Origin of the sequence: Massilia sp., assembly GCF_032106685.1 — a bacterium.
Lineage (GTDB): Bacteria > Pseudomonadota > Gammaproteobacteria > Burkholderiales > Burkholderiaceae_D > Telluria.
This window is the reverse complement of the sequence record NZ_DAMCPG010000029.1, coordinates 1-26995: the sequence shown is the minus strand read 5'-3', so window position 1 is coordinate 26995 and position 26995 is coordinate 1. Positions and strand designations below refer to the sequence as shown.

The window sequence follows — 26995 nt, the reverse complement described above, 5'->3', positions numbered from 1 at the left end:
TGTTTGGCCGGATATTAACTCAACAATGTTAGAGGATGATTAAGAGCAGCCAAGGCGGCGCACCGGCTCATGCCCGCGCGGGCCCGTCGCCACCGGTCGCCATGCCGATCCGTGCTCAGGCCAGCGGCAGCAAGCGTCCCCGCGCGGCCTTGACCAGGGCGGCCCCCATGCGTTCCAGGCGCGCCGGCTGGATGCGCCAGGCGTGCCAGTACAGCGGCACGTCGACGTGCAGGTCGGGCGCCAGGTCGACCAGGGCGCCGGCGGCGAGCAGGTCCGCGCATTGTTCCAGCGGCAGCATGCCATAGCCCAGGCCGAGGCGGATCGCCTGCACGTAAGGGTCGCTGGCCGGCACGTAGTGGAAGGGGTAGCTGCCCTCGGGCAGGCCCAGGTGCTGGAGCAGGAACTGGGTCTGCAGGGTGTCCTTGCGGTCGAACACCATCACCGGCGCCTTGCGCGCGGCTTCGCGATCCAGCCCGCGCGGAAACCAGCGCCGCGCGAAGGCGGGCGCCGCGACCATGCGGTAGCGCATCATGCCGAGCGGCTCGACCGTGCATCCCCGCATCGGCTCGGCTTCGCCGGAGATGCAGGCCACCGCCTGGCCCTGCTCCAGCAGGGCGAAGGTGTGGCCCTGGTTGTCGAGCACGAATTCGACCAGCAGTTCCTCTTCGACCAGCAGCGGCGCCAGCAGCGGCAACAGCCAGGTCGCCAGCGTGTCGTTGTTGACGGCCAGCGCGACCCGTACCGGGCCGGCTTCGCTGTCGCGTTCGGCCATGAATTCCTGTTCCAGCAAGGCGCGCCGGCGCAGGAACTGCAGCAGGCGCATGCCGGGCGCGGTCGGGCGGCAGGGGCGGGTGCGCACCAGCAGCGGCGCGCCGAGTTCCTGTTCGAGCGCGGAAATGCGTTGCGACACCGCCGAGGGCGTGATCCGCAGTTGCTGCGCGGCGCCTTCCAGGCTGCCGCTGTCGAGCGCGGCGATGAAGGCGGCGCTGCGGCGGGGATCGATCTGCATGGATTAGCCCAGCTTAACTATATTTAGAAAGCATTAATATAATTGATGATTGCGGTATCCGGTTCGATACTGCCGGCTTTACAACACAGCAAGCCGGAGCCGGACAGATGTTTTCGCAACAAGTATTCATGCAGGGCCTGGGCCTGGGCGCAAGCCTGATCATGCCGATCGGGGCCCAGAACGCGCACGTGATCCGCACCGGCGTTCGCGGGAGCCACCTGGCGCTGACGGTCGCCGCCTGCGTGGCGGTCGACGTCGGCCTGATCGCGCTCGGCATGGCGGGCTTCGGCGCCCTGGTGGAGAATTCGCCGGCGCTGCTGGCGGCCTGCCGCTGGGGCGGCGCGGCCTTCCTGCTCTGGTATGGCTTGCGCTGCCTGGCGAGCAGCTGGCGCGGCGCCGGCGCGCCGGCGCCGGCGGACATGCCGCGGGCCGGCGGCGCGCGCAAGGCCCTGGTGACGGTGCTGGCGATGTCGCTCCTGAATCCCCACGTCTACCTGGACACCGTGGTGCTGCTGGGCGCGGTGGGCAGCAGCCTGGCGCTGGAGCACCGCTCCTCGTTCGCCGCCGGGGCGATGGCGGCGTCGTTGCTGTGGTTCGCCGGCCTGGGGCTGCTGGCGCGGCGCTGCGCCGGCGTGCTCTCGCGGCCGGCGGTGTGGCGCGGCATCGAGGCCTTCACCGGCGTCCTGATGCTGGCGCTGGCGGCGCTGGTGCTGCGCGGCTGAGCCGCGCGGCCGTGTTATCTCAGCGAGCGCGACAGCACCGCATGGCGGTGCTCGAAGAAGCGCTTGACGAACCAGCCGACCACCGGCTCGGCGAAGCGCGGCGTGAACTCGACGTTGTCGGTCACCACCGTGCCCTCGGGCGAAGGCGTGACGATGCGCTCGTGGCGCCACAGCCGCATCGACAGCAGCGGCGACTGCTCGACAAAGCGCCGGCCCGGTTCGAGCTCGACGAAGGTCAGCTTCGACATGTCGATCGGGAACAGGCCGAGCAGCAGGAACTGGCAGCGGCAGATGGGTTTTTGCAGCGTGGTTTCCTTGCCGATGTGGGTCAGCTCCTTGGGAAAGGTCATCTTCAGGATCGGCCACATTTCCGACTTGATGCCCCTGATGGAGGTCGACCACGACCAGGCCTCGTCGACCGAGGCGGGTACGGTGGTGGCAAAGGTGAATCGTTTGGTCATTTCAGGCTCCGGGCGCGTGTTTTGTTCCAGTGTGCGCGCTTTCGGAGAATGGCTCCGTTCGCTAACTCGCAATTCGTGTAAGCAAATGCTACAGCCGTCGCCGCGCTGCCGCGTCCAGCCGGGCGCGTTCAGGCGTCGCGCCCGCCGGCGCGCTCCTCGTCTGGCGCCGGCGGCATGGGCGCGTGCGTCACCAGGATGCGGTCGATGCGGTTGCCGTCCATGTCGACCACCTCGAAGCGCCAGGCGTCCCAGGCCAGGCTCTCGGACGGGCGCGGGATGTAGCCGAACTGGTAGAGCAGGAAGCCGGCCAGCGTGTGGTAGGCGCCGTTCTCCTCGGCCGGAAAGCGCAGGCCGGCATCGAACAGGTCGCGGAAACGGTCGAGCACCATGCCGCCGTCGAGCAGCCAGCTGCCGTCCTCGCGCTGCACCGCGTCCGGGTCGTGCTCCTCGCCGATCACGGTGACGTCGCCCACCAGGGCGCTCATCAGGTCGGTCATGGTCACCATGCCCTGGATGTCGCCGTACTCGTCGACGATCAGGCCCAGCTCGGCGTTGTTCTTCTTGAACAGCTCCAGCACGCCCATCGCGCTCACCGTCTCCGGCACGTAGAGGATGTCCTGCACCGCCGCCCCGATATCGACCGCGTCGAGCGAGCCTGCGCGCACCGCCTGTTCGAACAGGACGCCGGTATGGATGAAGCCGACCACCTGCGAGCGGTCGCCGCGGCACACGGGAAAGCGGCTGTACTGGCTGTCGGCGATCCGGCGCAGGGTCGCGCCGCGCTCGCCGTCGAGGTCGACGAAGACCATGTCCACGCGCGGCGTCATCAGCGCCTTCAGGTGGCGGTCGTCCAGGCGCAGCGCGCGCGAGACGATGTCGAATTCGGTCTTCTCGAACACGCCGGCGTCGGTCCCTTCCTTGATCATGCCGGTGATGTCTTCCTCGGTCGGCGTCTCGTCCTTGTGGCCGCCGATGCCGATCAGGCGCGCGATCGCCTCGGTGGCGAGGGACAGGATCTTCACGAACGGCGACATGATCGTCGACAGCATGCGCAGCGGCGGCGCGATCAGGGTCGCCATCGCCTCCGGGTACTGCATGGCGATCCGCTTCGGCACCAGTTCGCCGAGGATGATCGAGGCGAAGGTGATGCACACCACCACCAGGCCGAGCGCGATCTGGTAGGCGTAGGGCTGGGTCAGCGGCATCGACTCCAGCCAGGGCAGCATGCGCGCCACCAGCGAGGCTTCGCCGAAGGCGCCGTTGAAGATGCTGATCAGCGTGATCCCGACCTGCACCGTGGAGAGGAAGTGGCTGGGATTGTCCGCCAGCTTCAGGGCCGCATGCGCGCCGCGGCTGCCTTCCCCGGCCTGCTTTTCCAGGCGCAGGCGCTTGGCGGACACCAGCGCCAGTTCGGACATCGCGAACACACCATTCAGGAGAATCAGGAAGAGGATGATCAGGATGTCGGTCATGGTGCGGCGCGTGTCTCCAGCCGGCGGGCCGGGCCGGGTTCCGGGGCGCGAGGGGCGCCGTCGGCATCATCGCACGTTCGCCTGGCGCCGACCCGCACGAATGGGCCGCACGCCGCGGCCCGGCTACCGGGACTGGCGCGGGCGGCGTCCGCGGCCGATCATGTCCGGCAATCTACAGACTGACGCGGTAGTCGGCGGCGTCCACGAACGCGAACGCATAGTTGCGCCCGGGACCCGCCGGGTGCGCGGCGAGCCAGTCGAGCACGTGCTGGGCACGGTAGTTGAAGTGCAGGGTTTTCGGGGTGTCGCCCGCGGTCACCAGCGCGAGGGTCTCGGCATGCGGATGACCATGCTCGCTGCCGTCGCTCGAAAAGAGGTAGTGGCGGCTCGATGCCGCCGCCAGCAGCGGCGCCGTCAGGTTCGCCTTGCTGCCGTGGTGCGACAGCTTGAAACAGGACAGCGGATGGGCCAGCGGAAGGTGGGTCAGCGATTTGCGCAAGGTCGTGGCGAACGCATCGGCGCCAAACAGGATCGAGGTGCCGCGGTAAGTGGCCACGAAGGCGATACTGCTGCCGTTCGACACCGAGGTGTCGCGCGCCGCGCAAGCGGCGGAGCCGGCCCCGCCCCCCAGCCATTTCTCGGCCGGGATGGCGAAGCCGGGCTGGCGTTTTCGCTTCGCGTCCAGCTCGGCCACGACCTTGCTCCACTTGTCTTTCAGGCGCCGCAACTGGCGCCGGGTGGGGGACAGCAGGGTCACGCGCAGTTCGCCGAAGTCGAACCCGGGCAATGCCGCGCCAGGCTTCAGTTCCGGGATGCCGACCGCCTTCGGGCTGGTGCTGCGGTTCCACGCCCTGCGCAACGCCGGGTCGCCGCCCAGTATCTTCGACAGCACGATGCCTTCCCCGACACCGAGCCCGGTCGCGACGATGGCGTCGAGGTCGTTGAACCAGATTTCGCCGAAGCTGAGGCCCAGCACGTGCCGATGCTTCAGCAGGGGCAGGGCGCCGCCGATATGGTCGCCGTCGATGTGCGTAATGACGAGCAGGTCGAAATGACGCTGGTCCTCGGGCTGGCGCAGGATGCGCGCCCGCAGCGCCGGCCAGCTCGATTCCGTGCCGCAGTCGACCAGGATGCGTTTGCGGTCCGGCCCGGCGCCGTACTCCAGCCACAGGCAATCGCCGTTCGCCGCGGGCAGCATGTACAGGTCGAGCCCCGCTGTCGCCGCCGTCATCAGAACTCCCATTCGCCGTCGCCAGCGCCCGTGAGGGCCAGGGCCAGGCCGCTGCCCGCCGTCATCAAGGCCTGCTTCGCGCGCAGCATCGCGAATCCCGCGGTGTGGTGGCCGGCCTGGCGTTCCTTCCATCCCGCGCTGCGCGCCCGGTCGAAGGCTTGCGCGATCGAATCGACGCACACCTGCGCCTGCGCCGTGAACATGGAGGCGATGGTCGCCACGACCAGGCCCGCGCCGTGCCTGCTGAAATGGCGGACGAAGCTGCCGAGCTGGTCCTCGGTGTAGAGCGTGCCGCAGCCGAGCAGGAGCACGATGGGGACGTCCTCGGGATGCTTGCGGATGTGCTCGGCGCAGACGTTCGTACAGCGCAAATGCTCGTTCCCGATCTCGAGCATGTCGACCGCCGCGTACCCGGGTTGCAGGTGGCCGATCGCGACCAGCATTTGCGGTCCGTGCGCGGCGACCGCGCGCTGCCACGCCCCCCAGCCGCCGGTCGCATGTACCCTGGCGCCCAGCTTCTTCAGGGAGGTCTTGATCGCCGTGCCTTCCTTGCGTGTGAACCTGCGGCTGACGCCATAGACGATGTCGTGCAGCTCCGGCACCCGGGAGCGATGCGGTTCCGGCAGGCTGACCGCATAATCCTGACCGCTGGACACCGCATCCTGGACGAAAGGCCGCCGTTCGATGACCTTCGACAGGCCCCAGAAACGCGATGGGCAGATCAGGTCGGCGCGCTTGCGGTCGGCGCAACCGGCACAGGTCCCGGCGGGATAGGTATCGAGGCCCACCTTCGCGCAGATCGCGGCGTTGGGCGTCGGCGCCGGGCCATCGTAAAAGATCTCGACCGGAAGAAACGCTTCCGGTACCGCTTCGACCACCTGGATCCTGGTCGGCGCCATGGGGTCGAGGCTATCCACGGTCAGGCTTTCCAGGTCCGGGTTGCCGCTGCAGAGCGCGTCGCGCATGTCGTAGCCCAGGTTGGCCAGATCGTTGAGCGAGTGCGTGAGCTGGGCGTGCTGCAGTTTTGCGGAAGCGGAGACGCCGGCGCTGGCGTTCAACATCTTCAGCTGCTCGCTGACGGCCTGCAGCTTCTTGGGAAAGGACTTCGGTTCCCGGAACTCGACCCGCGTTTTCGTCAGCATGACCATGCCGGCTTGCGCCGAATCGTCATGGTTGGCGACGATGGACAAATCGTAGGGCCGGCCGGCGGCGACCTGCGACAGGTCGGTGCGCACCAGGTTCTCGACCTCCATCTGGAAGGACGCCGCGTCGGGCGCCTGCTGCCCGGGAATGCGCACCATCAGCGACTGGAGCACCCGGTTCTCGTGATGCACCAGCAGGCGCGCCCGGTACTCGGCGGCGCCGGGCGCCGGGGCGAGCGCAAACTCGCAGACGGGCGATGCGCCCAGCTGCTTCGAAAAGCGGCAGGGCTGGCTGAGCGCAATACCGCGCAGACCCGGCGCCACGCCGGCCAGCGGCAACAGGGTCAACTCGAGTTCCAGCGACTCGCCGTCCGACGGCAGGTGTTCCACCGAAAACGGGGTATCCGCGACAACGTCCAGCAGGCTTTCCGACGCCAGCTGGACACGCAGGACGTTCGCCGACCCGGCACGCAGGCGGCTGACGGTCTCGCCATTGCTGGTCAGCGAGGCCTGGGTACGCACCGCGCGCGCGCGCGGGTAGCGCGGTGCTGCTTCCATGTCCCCGACGTACCCGATGTCTGGAATGGCGACCCGGTTTGCCCGCTCGCTGTAGCCGCCGCCAACACCCCCGTAGCCCTGCGGCAACGATGCGCCGACCTGTGTCTCGAACATGGGCCGAAGCGCGTCCGCGGCGCGCAGGGCGCCGGTCAAGGTGCCGATGTCGCGCAGCCACTGTGCGGTCGCCGGCATCTGGGAGGGCATCCACGACGCGCGCAAGCGATCGCGGAGATCCACGAGCTGTTGGCGACCCGCCGCGATCTCGAGTGCCGGCAGTTCCTGGTTCACGCCGATGGTCCGGTCGTACTGCACCGACATGCCGTCGCCGAGCAAACGCGCCGCATGTTCCGGCGCCGTCAGGGCGAGCGCATCCTGGTGGGCATACAGGATGATCGGCTCGCCCGCCTGCGCGTGCCGCAGCCACGCGTCGAAGGTCTCGTAGCCGCCGGCCTTGCGGTGCAGGCGAACCAGGGCCTTGGCCAGCTGCCGGGGTACGGCGGCCTCGGGCCAGTCCAGCATGGCGGCGCCGCCGCTGCCGGTCTTGTTCGTGATTTTCTTCAGGTCGCCCGTCTTCTGCAGCCTGCCGGTGCCGAGGACATAGGCATACGCTTCCTTCTCGTGCGGCCCCAGCGAGCGCAGGACCGCACCCGAGGCGCCGCCGGCCAGGCGGATGGCGCCGCGGATGTTGTCGCCGTGCGCGACCAGACGCACCAGGCCCAGGGCCTCGACCGCCTTGCGCGCGCGCGCCACTTGCGGATGCGCCAGCAGGTGCTCGTCGACGACGATCGCAAGCGGCCAGCTCCAGGTCCCGCGTACGGTGTCTTGCGCGCGATACTTTCCCCAATCCGGCGCGGCGACGGAGAAACCGCCGAATTGCCCCAGGAACTTCCTGAAATGGCGATCCTCGAGAAAGGCTTCCGTGGTTCCTTCGCCAGGCTTCGCATACGCAAGCGCGGCCCGGAAGCGCCGCAGGCTGGGCGACGGGGGCCAGTCGGCAAGCTCGGTATGGGTCAGGACGAGCGGCAGGAAGCGTGCGAGCCTGTCGGCCCGGATGCCGACGACCGGCGGATCGGGCCAGCGCCCGTCGCGGGCGTATGCCGTGATCGTGCCGACGAGCCAGTCGCGCATCGCGGCCGGGTGGGCTGGTGCATCGGCGGTCTTCAGGTGTGCGGCGGGCGCAAACAGGCCCATGAGGATGGTCGCGACCCGCCCCGCACTGTCCGGTTGTTCGCCCGACCATTCGCGCAACTGGTCCAGCAGGTTCTGCAGGTTCGACATGTTTGCTTTCAATGCTTTCAATGCTTTTAAGCAACGAATTCTACTAAAGCTGATCGCTTAAAAGAAGGAAGCCGACGCTCGGACGCGACAAATAGTGTCCGCCGCGGATCGTCTGCTGGTATGTTGTGGACAACACGGTACAGGACATCTCCATGCATCGTTTCCTGCTTGCCCCGCTCCTGATGGCGGGGTTGATGATTTCCGGCGGCGCCCGGGGACAAGGCGCGCCCGCCGGCGACTTCCACCAGCATGTCTTCAGCAAGGAGACGGTCGCGATGATCGGTCCGGAAGCGGGCCTGACCCCGCTGGGTGCGGAAGGCGTCATCTCCCTGCTCGACGCCGCCGGCATCCGCAAGGCGCTGCTGTTGTCCACCGCCTATATGCATGGCAGCCCGGCGCGCAAGGTCGACGACGAGTACCGGCGGGTAAGGGCCGAGAACGACTGGACCGCCGCCCAGGCCGCGCGCTTTCCGGATCGCCTGCTCGCCTTTTGCGGCTTCAATCCGCTGAAGGACTACGCGCTGGTCGAGCTGCACCGCTGCGCCGCCATTCCCGGCCTGCGCCGCGGCATCAAGCTTCACTTCGGCAATTCGGACGTCCAGCTCGAGAAGCCGGCCCACCTCGCACGCCTGCGCGAGGTCTTCGCCGCCGCCAACGCCAAGGGCATGGCGATCGTGGTCCACCTGCGCGCGAGCATCGGCAAGCGGCGTCCCTACGGCGAAGAACAGGCGCGGATCTTCCTCGAGCACCTGCTGCCGGCGGCGCCCGGCGTCGTGGTGCAGGTCGCGCACCTGGCCGGCGCCGGGCCCGGTTTCGAGGATCCGCCGGCGCGCGCGGTGCTGGGCGTGCTGGCCGCGGCCATGGCGCGGGGCGCGCCGCAGACCCGCAATCTGTGGTTCGACGTGGCCTCGGTCGCCGACCGCGACCTGAGCCCGGATGCTGCCGCCCTGATGGCGCGGCTTATCCGGCAGATCGGCCTCGGGCGCGTGCTGTACGGGACGGATGCGGCCCAGGGCGACAAGCTGCGCCCGGTTGATGCGTGGGCGGCGTTTCGCCGGCTGCCGCTTTCCGAGGCCGAGTTCGCCCGGATCGCGGGGAATGTGCCGCCTTACTTCCGCTGAGGTCCCGCGGGGCGGAGCGGGCGAGGATGTGGCAACCCCAGGCTGAGGGAGGGAAGGTGGGTTCGAGCCGAACGCGGACCGACCCACCCTACGTTCCTGGATGGTCGACGGGGGCCGAGACGATTGCGGGCCCACCCAACGCTCAGCCGATAACGGTCACGACCACCTTGCGCCGGTGCGGCGCGGTGCGGTGCTCCCACAGGTAGATGCCTTGCCAGGTGCCGAGCAGCAACCGGCCGCCGCCGAACGGCACGGTCAAGCCGGTGTCAAGCAGCACGCTGCGCGCGTGCGCGGCCATGTCGTCCGGGCCCTCGTCGTCGTGGCGGTAGGCCGGGTCGCCGTCGGGCGCCAGGCGTTTGAGGATGGTTTCCAGGTCGCGCCGCACGTCGGGGTCGGCGTTCTCGGTGATGGTCAGCGAGCAGCTGGTGTGCTGCACGAAGACCTGGACCAGGCCGCACTGCAGACCCGATGCGCGTACGACCTCGGCCACGGCGCCGGTAATGTCGCGGGCGCCGCGCCCGCCGGTCGCGAATTCGAGGATGGCCTGGTGCGCCATGCGTCGCTGCGCGCCGCTTAGGGCGTGGTCCTGAAGTGCTTGCCGATGCCGGCCCAGCAGTCCTGGTAATTCCCCTGGCGCTGCGGCGAGGCCAGGGCCTGGGCGGTCGGTATCAGCACGTTGCGGGTCTCGAACATGAAGGCCATGGTGTCGGCCACTTTCACCGGCTTGCCGGTGTCGGCATTGCTGGCCTTCTCGAAGGTCGCGGCGTCCGGCCCGTGCCCGCTCATGCAGTTGTGCAGGCTGGCGCCGCCCGGCACGAAGCCCTCGGCCTTGGCGTCGTAGGCGCCGTGCACCAGGCCCATGAATTCGCTGGCGACGTTGCGGTGGAACCAGGGCGGGCGGAAGGTGTCTTCGCCGGCCAGCCAGCGCGGCGGGAAGATCACGAAGTCGAGGGTGTCCACGCCCGGGGTGTCGCTCGGCGCCTGCAGCACCAGGAAGATCGACGGGTCCGGGTGGTCGTAGCTGATCGAGCCGATGGTGTTGAAGTGGCGCAGGTCGTATTTATAGGGCGCGTAGTTGCCGTGCCAGGCGACCACGTCCAGCGGCGAGTGCCCGATCTTCGCGCGCCACAGGTTACCGCAGAACTTCGCCACCAGTTCGAACTCGCCTTCGCGGTCCTCGTAGCGCGCGACCGGGGTCAGGAAGTCGCGCGGGTTGGCCAGGCCGTTCGAGCCGATCGGGCCCAGGTCCGGCAGGCGCAGCAGGGCGCCGAAGTTCTCGCAGACGTAGCCGCGCGCCTGCCCGTCGAGCAGGCGCACCTGGAAGCGGATGCCGCGCGGGATCACCGCGATTTCCTGCGGTTCGAGTTCGATGTTGCCCAACTCGGTTGCAATCTCCAGGCGGCCGAGCTGGGGCACGATCAGCAGCTCGCCGTCGGCGCTGTAGAAGAAGCGATCGAGCATCGAGCGGTTGGCCGCGTACAGGTAAATGGCGCAGCCGCTCATGCTCTCGGCCGAGCCGTTGCCGGCCATCGTCACCAGGCCATCGACGAAGTCGGTCGGGGCGTCGGGCATGGGCAGCGGGCTCCAGCGCAACTGGTCCGGCGGCGGCGCCGCCTGTTGCAGATTTGCCACGATGCGGCCGTTGTCGATGCGTTCGAAGGCGTCGTGCATGGCCGCCGGGCGGATCCGGTACAGCCAGGAGCGGCGGTTGTGGCCGCGCGGCGCGGTGAAGGCGGTGCCGGACAGCTGCTCGGCATACAGGCCGTAGGCGACGCGCTGGGGCGAATTGCGGTGGCGCGGCAGGGCGCCGGGCAGGGCCTCGGTGGCGAATTCGTTGCCGAAACCCGATTGGTAGCCGGTCTCGGTGCCGATGTTCTGGGTCATGCGCGTCTCCTCGCAGAAAGCGTCGATGGTTGTGTCAGTACGCACTCTAAGGCAGTTGTTGGTATTTTACGACATGAATAGATGAATGTAGACTATTTACCAAATCAATATCGGAGGCCCGATGCTCGAACCCCACAACATCGACCTGAACCTGCTGTCCGTGTTCCAGGAAGTCTATCGCGAGCGCCAGATTTCGGGCGCTGCGCGGCGCCTGGGACTGACCCAATCGGCGGTCAGCAATGCGCTGGCGCGGCTGCGCCGCCTGTTCGGCGACGAGCTGTTCGTCCGAACCGGGCAAGGCATGCAGCCGACGCCCTTCGCCGAGGGCCTGGCCGAGCCGGTCGGCAGCGCGCTGGCCCAGGTGAGCCTGGCCCTGAACCGCCGCGGCGGCTTCGATCCGCTCACCAGCGAGCGCCGCTTCACGCTGGCGATGACCGACGTCGGCGAACTGCACTTCATGCCGACCCTGATCGAGCGCTGCCGGGTGGCGGCGCCGCGGCTGCAGGTCAGCACGGTGCGCGCCGGCAGCATCGCCCTGAAGGAGGAGATGGAAAGCGGGCGCGTCGACCTGGCCATCGGTCCCTTCGAGGACATCTCGGAGGCCCTGTACCAGCGCCTGCTGTTTCGCCAGCCCTACGTGAGCATGATGCGGCGCGGCCATCCGCTGACGAACGGCAAGGTCGACCTGGAACGCTTCGCTGCCGCCGAGCACCTGTTCGTCGACTCGCGCGAGAGCCCCTACGACCGCATCAACCAGCTGCTGGAGAAGGCCGGGATCGGCGCCTCGACCCGATTCCGGGTGCCGCATTTCACGGCCGTGCCCTACATCGTCGGCGGCAGCGACCTGGTGGTGACGGTGCCGCAGAAACTGGCCGAGCGCGCCGGGCCGCCGCTGGGCCTGGCCTGGATCACGCCACCGCTGGCGCTGCCGCCGCTGCAGACCAACATGTTCTGGCACCGGCGCTTCAACCAGGACCCGGGCAACCAGTGGCTGCGCGGGCTGGTCGCCGAATCCTTCGCGCAGTAGCGGCGGATTCGGACCAGCCGCTTCGCGGCTGAGGTCGATTTCTCCGGCGGCTTTGATCTGGCGCAAACCTCCCGGACACGGGCGGGCGATGCTGATGGTTTGCCGGATTGCCCTGAGAGGAGACCACGATGCCCCTGAATCTGCCCCTGAATCTGCCCCTGAATCTGCCCCTGCGCCTGTCCCTGAAGCGCCGCACGCGCGCCGCTGCGCTTGCCGCCGCCATGCTCGGCCTCGGCTTCGCCAGCCCGATCGCCGTCGCCGACGAAACCTGCAATTCCCCCTACATGTCGAACCTGATCAAGGGCCAGGAGGACTACCTCTACGTCTGGACCCTGGGCGTGAAGGGCATGGGCGACGGCAGCGACAAGCTGGTCACCCTCGACGTCAACCCGAAGTCGCCGAAGTTCGGGCAGGTGATCGACCAGGTCTCGGTGGGCGGCCGCGGCGAAGCCCACCATGCCGGCTTCACCGACGACCGCCGTTTCCTCTGGGCCGGCGGCCTCGACGACAGCAAGATCTACGTGTTCGATATCCACAGCGACCCGGGCAAGCCGAAGCTGGTGAACACCATCGCCGACTTCGACAAGCGCTCGGGCCTGGTCGGCCCGCACACCTTCTACGCGCTGCCCGGCAGGATGCTGATCGGGGCGGTATCGAATTCGAAGGATGGCGGCGGCGTCACCGGCATGGCCCTCTACAACAACAAGGGCGATTTCATCAGGAAATACGACATGCCGACCGCCTCCACCGCGCCCGCGCTGAAAGGCGCCGACGGCTACGGCTACGACCTGGCGATCAATCCCGCGAAGAACGTGATCCTCAGCTCCAGCTTCACCGGCAAGAAGAACTACATGATGCCGCTCGGTACGCTGATGAAGGAGGCGGCGGCGATGAAGCAGTTCGGCAATACCATGGTGGTGTGGAACCTGAAGGCGATGCGGCCCGAGCAGGTGCTCAGCGTGCCGGGCGCGCCGCTCGAGATCCGCTGGTCGCTGGCCCCGAACGAGGACTGGGCGATCACCGCCACCGCGCTCACCTCGCGCCTGTGGCTGGTGAAAAAGGACGCCAGGGGGCAGTGGCAGGCGAAGGACGTCGGCGCGATCGGCGACCCGGCCAAGACCCCGCTGCCGGTCGACATCTCGATGCGGGCCGACGGCAAGGGCCTGTGGGTGAACACCTTCATGGACGGCACCACCCGCTACTTCGACATCAGCAACCCGGAAGCGCCGCGCCAGACCTATGCCAGGAAGACCGGTTCCCAGGTCAACATGATTTCCCAGAGCTGGGACGGCAAGCGCCTCTACGTCAGTTCCTCGCTGCTGGCCAATTGGGACAAGACCGGCGCGGACAACGAGCAGTTCGTCAAGCTCTACGCCTGGGACGGCAAGGCGCTGGACGAGAAGATGAACGTCGATTTCTACAAGCTCAAGCTCGGAAGGCCGCACCACATGAAGTTCGGCGCAAAAGCGGCCCAAACCACGGCCCAAACCACGGCCCATGTTGAGGCCGCGGCCCAGGTGGCGGCGCGGTGAAGCGCGGCGGCGCCCGGGGCCTGGCGCGGTCCGCGCGGAGGATAGCGGCGGGGAGGGCGGCGGTGGCCGCCCCGCCTGCGTCGCCTGTGCTTGCGTTTGCGCTGCTGCTGGCGCTCGCCCTCGCTGCCGGCGGCGCCCGGGCGCAGGGGCCGGCCGCGGTTCCGGCGCTGGCTTTTGCGCCGCCCGCGCCCGGCAGCTACCGGCTGGAGCGCATCATGCGGGCGCCCGACGGCCTGGTGCTCGAGAGCGACGGCAGCCTGCGCCGCCTGTCCGAGTTCACGACCGGCAAGGTCACGTTGTTTTCCTTCATCTACACCTACTGCACCGACGCCAGGGGCTGCCCGCTGGCCTATGCCACCCTGCACAGCCTGAAGGAGTCCATCGTGCGCTCTCCCGCGCTGCGCGGCCGGGTGCGCTTCGTCAGCATGAGCTTTGACCCGGAACACGACACGCCGCCGATGATGCGCAGCTACGGCGGCGCCGAGGCGCGCGACCGGCGCGGCCTGGAATGGCATTTCCTCACCACCCGCAACGGCAGGGAGCTGGCGCCCATCCTCGACGGCTTCGGCCAGGACGTCTCGGTGGCCGCGCCCGCGGTCCCGGGCGGGCGTCCGCCAGTTCTGAGCCACATGCTGAAGGTCTACCTGCTCGACCGGGGCGGGGAGGTGCGCGAGATCTATTCGACTTCCTGGCTGCATCCGGCGCTGCTGCTGAACGACATCGAGACTTTGCTGCGCGAGCCGGCCCCGAAGCCGGGGCTGAATCCGGCCGCCGGGTCCGGGCGCTGAAAAAATCATCACCCTCGCGGTGCGCTTTCTCGGGTATGCTGCGCCGCGAGCATGCCGATTCGACATCAAAAACAGGACGCAGCGAGCGCCGGCTGGCGTATCATGCCGTCACGTCGAGCCCACCCGGCGTACAGCACATGCACGCGCGATGCACGATGCATGAGCGAAGTAGCGAACGGACCGGGCCGCATGTTCGTCCGGCCGGCACTGATTGCCAACCGCATGCCGGCCGCATGGTTCCGCGCGGCGCCTTGCCCACGAGGCAGGCGCGGCGTCCGGAGGAGATAACGATTGCATCAAGAAGGAAATAACATGGCTGACCTGTTTGAGAATCCGATGGGCCTGATGGGCTTCGAATTCGTCGAGTTCGCGTCCCCGACCCCGGGCCTGCTGGAACCGATCTTCGAGGCCTTGGGCTTTACCAAGGTCGCAGTGCACCGCTCGAAGGACGTGAGCCTGTACCGCCAGGGCGAGATCAACTTCATCATCAACAACGAGCCGAAGAGCTATGCCGCCTATTTCGCGGCCGAGCACGGCCCGTCGGCCTGCGGCATGGCCTTCCGCGTCAAGGATTCGCACGCGGCCTACAAGCGCGCGCTGGAACTGGGCGCCCAGGCGATCGACATCCCGACCGGCCCGATGGAACTGCGCCTGCCGGCGATCAAGGGCATTGGCGGCGCGCCGCTGTACCTGATCGACCGCTTCGAGGACGGCAAGTCGATCTATGACATCGACTTCGAATTCATCGACGGCGTCGAGCGCAGGCCAAGCGGCCATGGCCTGAAGATCATCGACCACCTGACCCACAACGTCTATCGTGGCCGCATGGCCTTCTGGGCCTCGTTCTACGAGCGCCTGTTCAATTTCCGCGAGATCCGCTACTTCGACATCAAGGGCGAGTACACCGGCCTGACCTCGAAAGCGATGACCGCGCCGGACGGCAAGATCCGCATCCCGCTGAACGAGGAAGGCAAGGCAGGCGGCGGCCAGATCGAGGAATTCCTGATGCAGTTCAACGGCGAGGGCATCCAGCACATCGCCTTGCTGACCGACGACCTGATCACGACCGTCGACGCCCTGCGCGCCGCCGGCGTACCCCTGATGAGCGCGCCGCCCGCCACCTATTACGAGATGCTCGACGGCCGCATCCCGGGCCACGGCGAAAATGCCGCCGAACTGCAGGCCCGCGGCCTGCTGCTCGACGGCGCTGTCCAGGACGGCAAGCCGCGCCTGCTGCTGCAGATCTTCGGCGAACCCCAGCTCGGCCCGGTGTTCTTCGAGTTCATCCAGCGCAAGGGCGACGACGGCTTCGGCGAAGGCAACTTCAAGGCCCTGTTCGAGTCGATCGAGCGCGACCAGATCAAGCGCGGCGCGATCAAGCAGACGGCTGACGTGGCCTGACGGGCCGCTGTGCCGCAGCGCTACCGCGCTACCGCGTGGGTTCGAGAACCCACCCTACGGAAACTATCGCGGTGTTCGTAGGGTGGACACCTGTGTCCACGCGGGATGGTACGGACGCGGATCGAAACGCATCCGCAAGTTTCGTAGGGTGGGTACTCGTACCCACGCAGATGGCATGCACGCGTATCGAAACCGTTCCGCGACTTCGTAGGGTGGACTCCCGCGTCCACGCAGTACCGAACGGATGCGCGTCGACATATCGCCAGTCCCGTAGGGTGGGTTCTTGAACCCACCCGCAATGGAACAGGGCGGTTTCGTAGGGTTGCACCTGCGCCCACGCGGTATGGTACGGACGCGTATCGAAACGGCTTCCGGCAAGCTGGGCAGGGTCGAAACCCGTACCCACGCGTGGCGTCCGGTGCGGTTGTCGCGCTATCATCGCGGCTACATCCCATCGCACGAACGGACCGCCCTTGCTCCCCGCCTTTGCCATCCTCCTGCTGTTCCAATGCCTCGGCGAAGGCGCCGTCTTCCTGCTCGGCCTGCCCGTGCCGGGCCCGGTGGCGGGCATGGTGCTGCTGTTCTGCGCGCTCCTGGCCTGGCCGGCGCTGCAAACGCGCATCGAGGCCGCCGCCAACGAGTTGCTGCGCCACCTGTCGCTGCTGTTCGTCCCGGCCGGGGTCGGGATCGTCGCGGCGGCCGCCAGCGGCAGCGGGCACTGGCTGGCGATCGGCGCCTCGCTGGTGGTCAGCACGCTGCTGACCCTGGCCGTCACCGGTTTCATCCTGCACAAGCTGGGCCCGAAGCCGGAGCAGGACGGTGCGCAGAAGCACGGCGTAAAAAAGGGTAGCGATGCCTGATTTCGCCGGACTGAGCCACTTCTGGGTCTATCTCTCGGCTTCGCCGCTGCTGGGGCTGACCATCACCCTGTGCGCCTACGTGGTCGCGCAGGCGATCCATGCACGCTGCGGCTTTTCGCCGCTGGCCAATCCGGTGGCGATCGCCATCGGCCTGGTCAGCCTGGTGCTGCTCGCCAGCGGCATGTCCTACCAGCGCTATTTCGCGGGCGCCCAGTTCGTCCATTTCCTGCTCGGTCCGGCAACCGTCGCGCTGGCGGTGCCGCTGGCGCGCCAGCTGCCGCGCATGCGGCGCGCCTTCCTGCCGCTGGCCTGCGCGCTGCTGTGCGGCTCGGTGACGGCCATCGTGTCGGCGGTGGGGGTGGTGCTGCTGCTCGGCGGCGGCGAGGTGCTGGCGCACACGGTGGGGCCGAAGTCGGCCACCACGCCGATCGCGATGGCGGTGTCGGAACGCCTGGGCGGGGTCCCGGCGCTGACCGCCGTGCTCGTGATCGGCACCGGCATCTTCGGCGCGGTCACGGCGCGTTTCCTGTTCAATGCGATGCGGATCGATTCGCACGCCGCGCGCGGTTTCGCGCTGGGCGTGGCGGCGCATGGGGTGGGGACGGCGCGCGCCTTCCAGGTGAGCGCCGAGATGGGGGCCTTTGCCGGCCTGGGCATGGGCCTGAACGGCGTACTCACCGCCGTGCTCACGCCCTGGCTGCTGCCGATCGTCGTGAAGTTGATCGGTTGATCGGTTGATCGCTTGATCCGGCAGTGCCGGATCAATCGATCAGCCGCCGTGCGGCATCGAGTTGGCGTTGGCCCAGGTGCGGGTGTTGCCCGTCGTGCTGCCCGGCTTCTTGACGAAGGCGCGCGCGGCGAACAGGGCGCTGGCCAGGCCGACCACCATGGCGGTGGTGCTGCCCGAGAACCCGACGGCATGGCTCTTGGCCAGCTTGCCGGCCTTCGGCGCCACCAGTTCCATGCGGCGCTTGGTCATCTGCGAACCCAGCTCCGACAGGCGCGCCTTGCTCATCAGCGATTCGGCCTGGGGCAGCAGGGTGGTTTCCTCGTCGGCCACGTGGTGGATCACGTCGCGCATCAGTTCCATGATCAGGCGGTCATGGCGCGGGTCGGAGCCGCTGGTGCGGCGCAGTTCGGCGATGATGCGGCGCATCTCGTTGTGTTCCGGCTCGGCCTTGTGCACGAAGGGCTCGCCCTTGTCGAGCTGGCGCATCACCGGATAGAAGACTTCCTCCTCCAGCGTGGCGTGGATTTCCAGCGCGGTGCAGATGGTCTCGGCCAGCGCCTTCTTGACGCTGGGGGCCTTGTCCTTGGTGTACTGGTGAAAGGTCACCATCACGTGCGAGTGATCGAAACGGATCATGTCGGTAATGGTCGGGCTCAGTTGGTTCAGAGAAAACATGTTCTTCTCCTAGTTGACGATTGGCTAACATGCTAGCGCGCCCGGCTCGGCGGTCACGTAGGACTGCGCCGGGTATCGGCGTCGGCGCACGCCGCGCCATGAAGGCGGCCGTGGCGGCGGTTGCGAATTTCCGAAAATCAGCTTTCTTGCGCGCATTTGTGCTTAAGTTCGCTCAATGCGGCCGTGAGGTGCAGCTGATCAGTTCTTCAAGGGGATTTACAAGTTGTCACCATTGTCCTACACGAAGACGGCGGTGCTGCTGATTACTCGGCGCCGCCGGCCTGCGAAGATGAGCCCACGTTCGACTGACGGCGCAAGGCCGTGCAGCCGTTTATGGAGTGTGTCGCACGCTGTCGCGTGGACGCTTAGTTTCTATCTATCGGAGGAGTCGGAATGTTTGCACACAACAAGCGCCTTCAATACACGGTCCGGGTTGCCGGTCCGAATCCCGGTTTGGCGAACCTCATGCTCGAGCAGTTCGGCGGACCCCAGGGCGAGCTCGCCGCTGCGATGCGCTACTTTACCCAGGCCGTATCGGAAGACGATCCAGGCCGCAAGGACATGCTGTTCGACATCGCGACCGAGGAGCTGAGCCACCTCGAGATCATCGGCCACATCGTGGCCATGCTGAACAAGGGCGCGAAGGGCCGCCTCGCCGAGGCCGTCGACACCGAGGCCGAGATGTACCGCGCCATCACCGGCGCCGGCAACGACAGCCACATCACCCAGGTGTTGTACGGCGCCGGCACCCCGCTGACCAACTCGGCCGGCGTACCCTGGACCGCGGCCTACATCGACTCGATCACCGAGCCGACCGCCGACCTGCGCTCGAACATCGCCGCCGAGGCGCGCGCCAAGATCGTCTACGAACGCCTGATCGCCTGCACCGACGACCCGGGCGTGAAGGAAGCCCTGGGTTTCCTGATGACCCGCGAAGTGGCGCACCAGAAGTCCTTCGAAAAGGCGCTGTACTCGATGGAATCGAACTTCCCACCGGGGAAAATGCCGGCCGATCCGCGCTTCTCCAGCGTCTATTTCAACATGTCGCAAGGTCCGGGCGAGATGCGCGGTCCCTGGAACCAGGGCGAGAAGTGGGACTTCGTCACCGACCGCGAGAAGCAGATGGGCGTCGACGGCGGTTCGGGCGAGGCGGAAGTCAAGCTGCCGGCGGCCGACGTCGAGGTGCTCAAGCAGATGCAGGCGCGCACCCTGTCCGATCCCTCCAAGGACCCGACCACCGGCGCCGAACTCGGCCTCGATCCGGCGACGCCGAAGGGCGCCTCGGCTGTCAGCAAGCCCTGATGCGCCGGGCTGCCGGCGGTGACGCGATCGCGCGTCGCGCTGGCGTAGAATCGGCAGCACTGTGATGGCAGCACCGTGATCCATCGACGCCCCGCCTCGCGCGGGGTGTCGTGTTCCGGGCGCCACGATAAAGGATTCCTCGATGGACCCAGATTCGCACAAGTTGCGCTGGACCGACGCGCTGGTTCGCGCGATCACGGTACGGCGCGTCATCGGGCTGCTCATCTGCTCGGTGGGTTGCCTGCTGCTGCTCGGCAGCCTCGTCGAGCAGGTCATGAGCGCCAATCCCAAGATGCATGCGGCCCTGCTGGGCGGCGGCACCGCTGCGGCGGCCACGGCGCTGGGTACCCTGCCGGTGCTGCTGTCCCAACGTTTCTCGAAACGGACCTACGACAGTTTCCTCGGCTTCGGCGCCGGGGTGATGCTGGGCGCGACCGCGTTCTCGCTGGTGATCCCGGCGCTGGCCGCCGCCAGGGCCGCCGGCGCCGGCGCCTGGGAAGCAAGCCTGCTGGCCGGCGCCGGCATCATGGCCGGGGCCGGCGCCATCCTGCTGCTGGGGCGGGCCATCGAGCCCTCCCACATCCTCGAGCGCGACGACGTCAGCGGCAATTCGCTGCGCCGCGCCTGGATGTTCGTTGCCGCCGTCGCCCTGCACAACCTGCCCGAGGGGCTGGCGATCGGCGTCGCCTACGCCGGGATCGACATCGACAAGGCGAATTCGCTCACCACCGGGGTCTCGATCCAGGACGTGCCGGAAGGGCTGGTGGTGGCGCTGGCCCTGCGCACGGTGGGCTACAGCCGCTTGAGCGCGGTATCCCTGGGCGTGCTGTCCGGCGTGGTCGAGCCGATCGCCGCCGCCGTCGGCGTCGCCCTGATCGGCATCTCGGCCGGCATGCTACCGGTCGCCCTGGCCGCCGCGGGCGGCGCCATGCTGTTCGTGATCGTCAACGACGTGATTCCGGAGATGCGCGAGAGCGGCAACGGCACCGTGGCCACGATCGCGCTGATCTTCGGGTTCATCCTGATGACGGTGCTCGATACGGCGCTGGCGTGATCGCCCGGATGATCGTCATCCCGGGCGTGCGCGCGTCATGCACGCCGCATGACGCGCGCACGCGAGACCAGCTGCTGGCACTGCTGGCGGCCTGGAGCTAAACTGGAACGAAGCGAAGGAGGGCGCCGCGCGCAGCCTGCGGCACTCTTTGCTTCGCATGGCGGCTCGCTCGCCGTCCGACCATGTCCGGCGGCCTGGAGCAAGGTTCCACGTATCGACATCCGGCACACACATGGCTGTGTTTTCCCGAAGACGTCTGGAGCTGATTACCGCGATCACCTTTCTTTCGATCGTGGGCCTGATCAGCGTATTTGGCTGGCTGGCCTATCGCAGTCTCGAGGCTTATCTTGATGCGCAGAAACGAACCTCCATTATTTCGGAGCAGTTGCGTGCGCTCAACTTGACCATGTCGACGCTGCAGGACGCCGAAACGGGTCAACGCGGCTTCCTGCTGACCCGCGATCCTGCCTACCTCGAGCCCTACGCCAGTGCGGTATCGACCGCCTCGGCGACATTTTCCTGGCTGCAGAGAAGCTTCGCCGCCGAGCCCGGGTTTGCCGACGAGCTGGCGCAGCTCGACGCGCTGGCCAGCGCCAAGTTTGCCGAGCTCGACGAGACCATCGCCATCGCCACGGAGCAGGGAGGCGCGCAGGCGCTGCGGATCGTCCGTTCGAACCGCGGAAAAGACACGATGGATCGGTTCCGCCAGACGGTCGCCGCAATCCAGGCGGACAAGCGGAAGGAGCTCGCCGCCATACAGGCTGCATCGAGCGAACGCGTCGGCGACGGCAAGCGCGCGACCATTGCCTTCGGCGTGGCGATCGGCATCTTCCTGATCGGCGTGTACTGGTACATGATCTACGACCTGAACGAGCGCCGGCGGCTGCATTTCGCGGGACGCTCGCCGGGCAGCCGCGACCAGCTGACCGGTCTTCACAATGCCGCTTACCTGACGCGCGTGACGAGAAGCGCGTTGAAATACGCGGACCGAGAAAAGAGTCCGCTTGCCCTGGTGATGATCGAGATCGACGTGCCCGGTGCGCCGACCGCGCCACGCGAGCGTGCGGCGATGGCGGTTACCGCCGCGCGCGAGCTGGCCGGGGCAGTCACCAAGCCGCACACGCTGGCGCGTATCGGCGAAACCAGGTTCGCCTTGCTGCTCCATGCCTTTCGCGACCTGGAGCACGTTGCGGACCTTGCCGGGCGTGTTGCCGACCGCCTGATGCTCGCGCTCAGCCAGAGCCTGCCGCAGCGTCGCGTGGAGCTGCGCATCGGCATTGCCATCTATCCGGACGATAGCCGCGCGGTGGACGACCTCATGCACCAGGCGGAATACGCCATGCGGGTCTCGTCTCCCAGGCGCCGCGCCCGCTATCAGTTCGCCAACCCCGCGCATGCGCCGACGCCGTCCAGGGAGGAGGTGCTGGCGCATGGTTTGTCGGACGCCATCGCGAATGGCGGCTTCGCGCTCGTCTACCAGCCGCAAGTGGTGCTCGCGACCGGCGAAATCATCGGCGCCGAAGCCCTGGTGCGCTGGCGCCACCCCGAACATGGTGCGGTCCCGCCGGACGAGTTCATACCTATTGCGGAGCGTACCGGGCTGATCCTGCCGCTCGGGCACTGGGTCCTGGCCGAGGCTTGCCGACAGGCCATGCGCTGGCAGCGCGAGGGGCGTGCGGTTCGCCTGGCTGTCAACGTTTGCGCCCTCCAGTTGAGCGACCCGTCGTTCTTTTCCACCCTATCCTCGATCCTGCAGGAAACTGGGCTCGACCCGGCGATGCTGGAGATCGAGCTGACGGAGCGCGTAATGATGGACAGGAGCATCACCGATCTGCTGACTCGCCTGCGCACCCTGTGGGTGCAGGTGGCGATCGACGACTTCGGTACCGGCTACTCTTCCCTGAGCTACCTCTCGAGCTTCCCGGCAAACGTACTGAAGGTAGACCGCTCCTTCATCCGGAACATACCGTCCAGCGCCAGGGACAGCAGCCTGGTACGCACGATCGTCAACATCGGGCGCGAACTGGGCATCACCACGGTTGCCGAGGGGATCGAGACGCCGGCCCAGGCGGAGTTTCTCTCCCGGCAGGGCTGCGATGTCGGGCAGGGTTACCTGTTCCATAAACCGATGCCCGGCGAGGTTTTCCTGGCCCTGCTGGCGCAGCCCGGGACGCTCGTCCAGCACGCCGGGTCCTGAGGCCGGCGTACGGCCCGCATCGACCGCGATGCTCGGCGTGAACCGAATTCCCTCGGGGTCCTTGCCCTGGCTGCCCGGTCCTGGCGGCTTCAGGGGCGCCGGCGTGGTGCAGGCTTCACGCATGGGACTGGGCGCCCACGCTACACCGGATCGACATGCCGCACGAACCAGGCGCAGGCCAGCGCCGCCACCTGCTCCAGCTTGCCTTCTTCCTCGAACAGGTGCCCGGCGCCGGGGACGATGACCAGTTCTTTCTCGCAGTGCAGGGCGGCCAGCGCCTGCCGGTTCAGGTCGATCACCACGCCATCCTCGCCGCCGACGATCAGCAGCGTCGGCGCGTTCACCTGCGCCAGCGCCGGGCCGGCCAGGTCGGGGCGGCCGCCGCGCGAGACCACCGCCGCCACGCCGCTGCCGCTGTCGGCCGCAAGGCGCAGGGCCGCGGCGGCGCCGGTGCTGGCGCCGAACAGGCCCAGGGGCAGGGGCGCGCTCAGGGGTTCGGTTCCGAGCCAGGTCGCGGCTGCGTGCAGGCGCCGGGATAGCAAGGCGATATCGAATCGGTTCTGCTGGAGCGCGTCTTCCTGCGGCGTCAACAGGTCGAGGAGGAGGGTGGCGACGCCGGCCGAGCGCAACTGGGCGGCGACGTAGTTGTTGCGCGGGCTGAAGCGTCCGCTGCCGCTTCCATGCGCGAACAGCATCACGCCGATGGGCGTGGCGGGCAGTTCGAGCATGCCGTCGAGGTCGACCATCCCGGCCGGGATGGTCACGGGGATTGTGCGCGTCACGATGTGGCAGGGAAAACGATAAACGCCCGGGAGCGAATACGACTTCGACCCGCCGCAGGCAAAAAAATTCCGGCGGGCCTGGGAAGGCCGCCGGAATCCGGGATGGAAAGTCCGGGCGCGCGCGCGGAGTCAGTCGCGAATTTCCAGCTTGCGGTTCAGCGACAGCGCCGCCAGCGAGCCGACCGCGCCCGACAGGAGGTAGAGGCTGACGTAGCCCAGGCCGAAGTTGGCCGACAGGCCGAGCGCGACCAGCGGGGCAAACGCGGCGCCGACCAGCCAGGCCAGGTCCGAGGTCAGCGCGGCGCCGGTGTAGCGGAAGCGCTGCTGGAAGTTCGAGGTCACGGCGCCGGCGGCCTGGCCGTACGACAGGCCGAGCAGGGCGAAGCCGATCAGGATGAAGGCGTTCTGGCCGGCTTCGCCGCCGTCGATCAGCATCGGCACGAAGGCCGAGAAGATCGCGATCAGGGCCGCCAGGGTGCCCAGCGTGGTGCGGCGGCCGACCTTGTCGGCGACCAGGCCGGAAACCAGGATGCAGACCGCCGCGATCGCCGCGCCCCACATCTGCAGGTAGAGGAAATCGCTGATCGGGCGCGTGTCGTAGAGCTGGATCCAGGACAGCGGGAACACGGTCACCAGGTGGAACAGGGCGTAGCTGGCCAGGGCGGCGAGGGCGCCGATCACGATGTTGGTGCCCTGGGTGCTGACCAGTTCGCCGACCGGGGCCGGATCCAGTTCATGGGCGTCGAGCAGGCGCGAGTATTCGGTGGTCGAGACCAGGCGCAGGCGCGCGAACAGGGCGACGACGTTGATCGCGAAGGCGACGAAGAAGGGGAAGCGCCAGCCCCAGACCAGGAAATCGTCGGTCTGCAGGTTGTCGATCAGGTAGGCGAACAGGCCGGCGGCGATCAGGAAGCCGAGCGGGGCCGAGAGCTGGCCCAGCATCGCGTACCAACCGCGCTTGTGCTCGGGGGCGTTCAGGGCCAGCAGCGAGGGCAGGCCGTCCCAGGAGCCGCCCTGGGCCACGCCCTGGGCGATGCGCATCAGGGCGAGCAGGACGATCGAGGTGCTGCCGATCTGGGCATACGTTGGCAAGAAGGAAATAACCACCGTCGCCGTGCCGATCAAGAACAGCGCCAGGGTCAGTTTTATTTCACGACTGAAGCGCTGCTGGATTGCCATGAAGACAATGGTTCCGATCGGGCGCGCGATGAATGCGAACGCAAAAATCGTGAACGAGTAGAGTGTGCCCTCGAGCCGATCGGCCCACGGAAAAAAAACTGCTGGAAAGACCAGCACCGAGGCGATGGCGTAGACGAAGAAATCGAAATATTCGGAGGCGCGGCCAATGACCACACCGACTGCTATCTCGCCCGGCGATATGTGGGCATCGCGGGCATTGATGTTGCGTGCCCCGCTGTGCGGGGCCGTGATCGGAGCGGCACCTGCGCCGCCGTACGTATTCGAGCTTTGCATATCTTCGTCTCCAGGTAGGTCAAGTCAACGCCTCCGCATTCCCCTGGCCTGGGCAAGGGTGGGACAAAACGTCCAATGTGCAACGAAGGCCGTTGGCAGTACAGTAGCATGTTCTCATTCCCATGTAACGTTAGATACTTAGCATGATTCCAAAAATTGTCCGTCCCGGACTTTCCTTGCTCCTGCTTGCAGTGCTGTCCGGCTGCAACACGGTGGTAATGAATCCCTCCGGCGACATTGCAAAGCAGCAGGCAGAACTGATCACCATATCGGTCCTGCTCATGTTGATCATCATCGTCCCGGTGATGATCCTGACCGTCGTCTTCGCCTGGAAGTACCGCAAGGGCGCGAACGCGAAATACGAACCGGACTGGGACCATTCGACCAAGCTCGAACTCGTGATCTGGGGCGCGCCGCTCCTGATCATCATCGCGCTGGGCCTGATCACCTGGATCAGCACCCACAAGCTCGACCCCTATCGTCCGCTGGATCGCATCGACGAACACCGCCCGGTCACGGCCGAGCACAAGGTGCTCGAAGTGCAAGTGGTGTCGCTGGACTGGAAATGGCTCTTCATCTACCCGGAGCAGGGCATCGCGACGGTCAATGAGCTGGTCACCCCGATCGATACCCCGATCCGCTTCAAGCTGACCTCGTCGACCGTGATGAACACCTTCTACATCCCGACCCTGGCCGGCATGATCTACACGATGCCGGGCATGGAGACGACCCTGAACGCCGTCCTGAACAAGACCGGCGACTACAAGGGCCTGTCGGCGCACTTCAGCGGCGACGGTTTCTCGCACATGCGTTTCGCCTACAAGGGCGTTACCGCGGGCGACTTCGACGCCTGGGTCCAGAAGGTCAAGAGCTCGGGCGGCGCGCTGTCGCGCGACGAGTACCTGGCCCTGGAAAAGCCGTCGGAAAAGGATCCGGTCCGTACCTATGGCACCGTCCAGCCGGCACTCTTCAACGCGGTCGTGAACCGTTGCGTGGCAGAAGGCGCCGTCTGCATGAACGAGCAGATGCACGCCGACATGCAGCGTCACCGCAACGACGTCGCCATCCGCAACCTGCAGGATGCGACGCGCCAGGTGGCCCAGGCAGACGCCGAGGCCGAGGTCTGCGAAACCCCTACTAATTCTGTGAAGAAGTAACCATGCAAGACTCATTTGACTTGACGAAGCTTATCTTCGGACGGCTCAGCTGGGACGCGATTCCGTTCCACGAGCCCATCCTGCTCGCTACCTTCGCAGGCGTGCTCGTTGGTGGCCTGGCCCTGCTGGCCCTGATCACCAAGTTCCGCCTGTGGGGCACGCTGTGGCACGACTGGTTCACCAGCATCGACCACAAGAAAATCGGCATCATGTACATGGTGCTCGGCCTGATCATGTTCCTGCGCGGCTTCGCCGACGCCCTCATGATGCGCGCCCAGCAGGCGATCTCGTTCGGCGAGAACGCCGGCTTCCTGCCGCCGCACCACTACGACCAGGTCTTCACCGCCCACGGCGTGATCATGATCTTCTTCGTGGCGATGCCGTTCGTGACCGGCCTGATGAACTACGTCGTGCCGCTGCAGATCGGCGCGCGCGACGTGGCCTTCCCGTTCCTGAACAACTTCTCGTTCTGGATGACCGCCATGGGCGCCGTGCTGGTGATGGCTTCCCTGTTCGTCGGCGAATTCGCACGCACCGGCTGGCTGGCCTTCCCGCCGCTGTCGGGCATCCTGGCAAGTCCGGGTGTCGGGGTCGACTACTACATCTGGTCATTGCAGATCGCGGGTGTCGGTACCTTGCTGTCAGGGGTTAACCTGGTCGTCACCATCATCAAGATGCGCGCGCCGGGCATGGACCTGATGAAGATGCCGGTCTTCACCTGGACCTCGCTGTGCACCAACATCCTGATCGTCGTTTCGTTCCCGATCCTGACCGCCGTGCTGGCCATGCTGGGCATGGACCGCCTGTTCGACACCGCCTTCTTCACGAACGACCGCGGCGGCAACGCCATGATGTACGTGAACCTGATCTGGATCTGGGGCCACCCGGAGGTGTACATCCTGATCCTGCCGGCCTTCGGCATCTTCTCGGAAGTCGTCTCGACCTTCTGCGGCAAGCGCCTGTTCGGCTACACCTCGATGGTGTACGCGACCGTCGTGATCATGGTCCTGTCCTACCTGGTGTGGCTGCACCACTTCTTCACCATGGGTTCGGGCGCGAGCGTCAACTCGTTCTTCGGCATCACCACGATGATCATCTCGATCCCGACCGGCGTGAAGATCTTCAACTGGCTGTTCACC

At 67.1% G+C, this 26995-nt stretch carries 23 protein-coding genes; 13 read left to right on the top strand and 10 right to left on the bottom strand.

The window, feature by feature from the left end:
- Positions 1–115: 115 nt before the first annotated feature.
- Positions 116–1009 carry a LysR family transcriptional regulator ArgP gene (locus RT688_RS15825; RefSeq protein ID WP_313705808.1) on the bottom strand — a complete coding sequence of 298 codons (894 nt, stop codon included), beginning with the start codon at positions 1007–1009 and terminating at the stop codon, positions 116–118.
- 107 nt (positions 1010–1116) lie between these two features.
- Between RT688_RS15825 and RT688_RS15820 the strand changes: the two genes are divergently transcribed.
- Positions 1117–1731, top strand: a complete 615-nt coding sequence (locus RT688_RS15820) for a LysE/ArgO family amino acid transporter (RefSeq protein ID WP_313705807.1) — start codon at positions 1117–1119, stop codon at positions 1729–1731.
- A gap of 14 nt (positions 1732–1745) precedes the next feature.
- Here RT688_RS15820 and RT688_RS15815 read toward each other — a convergent pair whose 3' ends face one another.
- From RT688_RS15815 to RT688_RS15800, 4 genes are all read right to left on the bottom strand, one after another.
- Entirely contained in the window at positions 1746–2192 is a 447-nt protein-coding gene (locus tag RT688_RS15815) for a hypothetical protein (protein ID WP_313705806.1), read from the bottom strand.
- 128 nt (positions 2193–2320) lie between these two features.
- On the bottom strand, positions 2321–3664 hold the full coding sequence (locus RT688_RS15810; protein ID WP_313705805.1) for a hemolysin family protein: 1344 nt from the start codon (positions 3662–3664) through the stop codon (positions 2321–2323).
- Between the two features lie 172 nt (positions 3665–3836).
- Positions 3837–4895 (bottom strand): MBL fold metallo-hydrolase, encoded by a 1059-nt coding sequence (locus RT688_RS15805; protein ID WP_313705804.1) that lies wholly within the window; start codon positions 4893–4895, stop codon positions 3837–3839.
- Complete coding sequence (locus tag RT688_RS15800) at positions 4895–7873, bottom strand: hypothetical protein (RefSeq protein WP_313705803.1); 2979 nt, start codon at positions 7871–7873, stop codon at positions 4895–4897. The genes RT688_RS15805 and RT688_RS15800 overlap by 1 nt, the downstream gene beginning before the upstream one ends.
- 152 nt (positions 7874–8025) lie before the next feature.
- Here RT688_RS15800 and RT688_RS15795 point away from each other — a divergent pair, with 152 nt between their 5' ends.
- A complete protein-coding gene (locus RT688_RS15795; RefSeq protein WP_313705802.1) occupies positions 8026–8994 on the top strand; it encodes an amidohydrolase family protein in 969 nt (322 codons plus the stop codon).
- A 142-nt stretch (positions 8995–9136) separates the two neighbouring features.
- Here the strand turns inward: RT688_RS15795 and RT688_RS15790 are convergent, their stop codons facing one another.
- Positions 9137–9550, bottom strand: coding sequence for a secondary thiamine-phosphate synthase enzyme YjbQ (locus RT688_RS15790; protein WP_313705801.1), 414 nt, complete (start codon positions 9548–9550; stop codon positions 9137–9139).
- Positions 9551–9567: 17 nt separating this feature from the next.
- Entirely contained in the window at positions 9568–10878 is a 1311-nt protein-coding gene (gene hmgA, locus RT688_RS15785; protein ID WP_313705800.1) for a homogentisate 1,2-dioxygenase, read from the bottom strand.
- Between the two features lie 121 nt (positions 10879–10999).
- Here hmgA and RT688_RS15780 point away from each other — a divergent pair, with 121 nt between their 5' ends.
- The 6 genes from RT688_RS15780 to RT688_RS15755 all read left to right on the top strand — a co-directional run bounded on the left by RT688_RS15780 (position 11000) and on the right by RT688_RS15755 (position 17216).
- Entirely contained in the window at positions 11000–11905 is a 906-nt protein-coding gene (locus RT688_RS15780) for a LysR family transcriptional regulator (protein ID WP_313705799.1), read from the top strand.
- A gap of 128 nt (positions 11906–12033) precedes the next feature.
- Positions 12034–13437, top strand: coding sequence for a selenium-binding protein SBP56-related protein (locus RT688_RS15775; protein ID WP_313705798.1), 1404 nt, complete (start codon positions 12034–12036; stop codon positions 13435–13437).
- Between the two features lie 62 nt (positions 13438–13499).
- Complete coding sequence (locus tag RT688_RS15770) at positions 13500–14225, top strand: SCO family protein (protein WP_313705797.1); 726 nt, start codon at positions 13500–13502, stop codon at positions 14223–14225.
- Positions 14226–14537: 312 nt separating this feature from the next.
- Positions 14538–15626: a 4-hydroxyphenylpyruvate dioxygenase gene (hppD, locus tag RT688_RS15765; protein WP_313705796.1), complete on the top strand. Its 1089-nt coding sequence runs from the start codon at positions 14538–14540 to the stop codon at positions 15624–15626.
- Positions 15627–16099: 473 nt separating this feature from the next.
- The gene (locus RT688_RS15760) at positions 16100–16486 is read left to right on the top strand and encodes a CidA/LrgA family protein (RefSeq protein WP_313705795.1); all 387 of its coding nucleotides are present in this window, start codon (positions 16100–16102) and stop codon (positions 16484–16486) included.
- Positions 16479–17216 carry an LrgB family protein gene (locus RT688_RS15755; protein WP_313705794.1) on the top strand — a complete coding sequence of 246 codons (738 nt, stop codon included), beginning with the start codon at positions 16479–16481 and terminating at the stop codon, positions 17214–17216. The genes RT688_RS15760 and RT688_RS15755 overlap by 8 nt, the downstream gene beginning before the upstream one ends.
- A gap of 39 nt (positions 17217–17255) precedes the next feature.
- Here the strand turns inward: RT688_RS15755 and RT688_RS15750 are convergent, their stop codons facing one another.
- Positions 17256–17891 carry a hemerythrin domain-containing protein gene (locus RT688_RS15750; RefSeq protein ID WP_313705793.1) on the bottom strand — a complete coding sequence of 212 codons (636 nt, stop codon included), beginning with the start codon at positions 17889–17891 and terminating at the stop codon, positions 17256–17258.
- A gap of 393 nt (positions 17892–18284) precedes the next feature.
- Here RT688_RS15750 and RT688_RS15745 point away from each other — a divergent pair, with 393 nt between their 5' ends.
- The 3 genes from RT688_RS15745 to RT688_RS15735 all read left to right on the top strand — a co-directional run bounded on the left by RT688_RS15745 (position 18285) and on the right by RT688_RS15735 (position 22444).
- A complete protein-coding gene (locus RT688_RS15745) occupies positions 18285–19193 on the top strand; it encodes a manganese catalase family protein (protein ID WP_313705792.1) in 909 nt (302 codons plus the stop codon).
- 142 nt (positions 19194–19335) lie between these two features.
- Complete coding sequence (locus tag RT688_RS15740) at positions 19336–20247, top strand: ZIP family metal transporter (RefSeq protein WP_313705791.1); 912 nt, start codon at positions 19336–19338, stop codon at positions 20245–20247.
- Positions 20248–20479: 232 nt separating this feature from the next.
- The gene (locus RT688_RS15735) at positions 20480–22444 is read left to right on the top strand and encodes an EAL domain-containing protein (RefSeq protein ID WP_313705790.1); all 1965 of its coding nucleotides are present in this window, start codon (positions 20480–20482) and stop codon (positions 22442–22444) included.
- A gap of 140 nt (positions 22445–22584) precedes the next feature.
- Here RT688_RS15735 and RT688_RS15730 read toward each other — a convergent pair whose 3' ends face one another.
- Together RT688_RS15730 and RT688_RS15725 are read right to left on the bottom strand one after the other, a co-directional pair.
- A complete protein-coding gene (locus tag RT688_RS15730) occupies positions 22585–23190 on the bottom strand; it encodes a dienelactone hydrolase family protein (RefSeq protein ID WP_313705846.1) in 606 nt (201 codons plus the stop codon).
- A 165-nt stretch (positions 23191–23355) separates the two neighbouring features.
- Positions 23356–24699: an MFS transporter gene (locus RT688_RS15725; protein WP_313705789.1), complete on the bottom strand. Its 1344-nt coding sequence runs from the start codon at positions 24697–24699 to the stop codon at positions 23356–23358.
- 143 nt (positions 24700–24842) lie between these two features.
- On the opposite strand from RT688_RS15725, the gene cyoA reads away from it, so the two are divergent.
- Complete coding sequence (gene cyoA / locus RT688_RS15720) at positions 24843–25856, top strand: ubiquinol oxidase subunit II (RefSeq protein ID WP_313705788.1); 1014 nt, start codon at positions 24843–24845, stop codon at positions 25854–25856.
- A 2-nt stretch (positions 25857–25858) separates the two neighbouring features.
- Positions 25859–26995: cbb3-type cytochrome c oxidase subunit I (locus RT688_RS15715; RefSeq protein ID WP_313705787.1), on the top strand; the 1137-nt coding region annotated here is incomplete at its 3' end.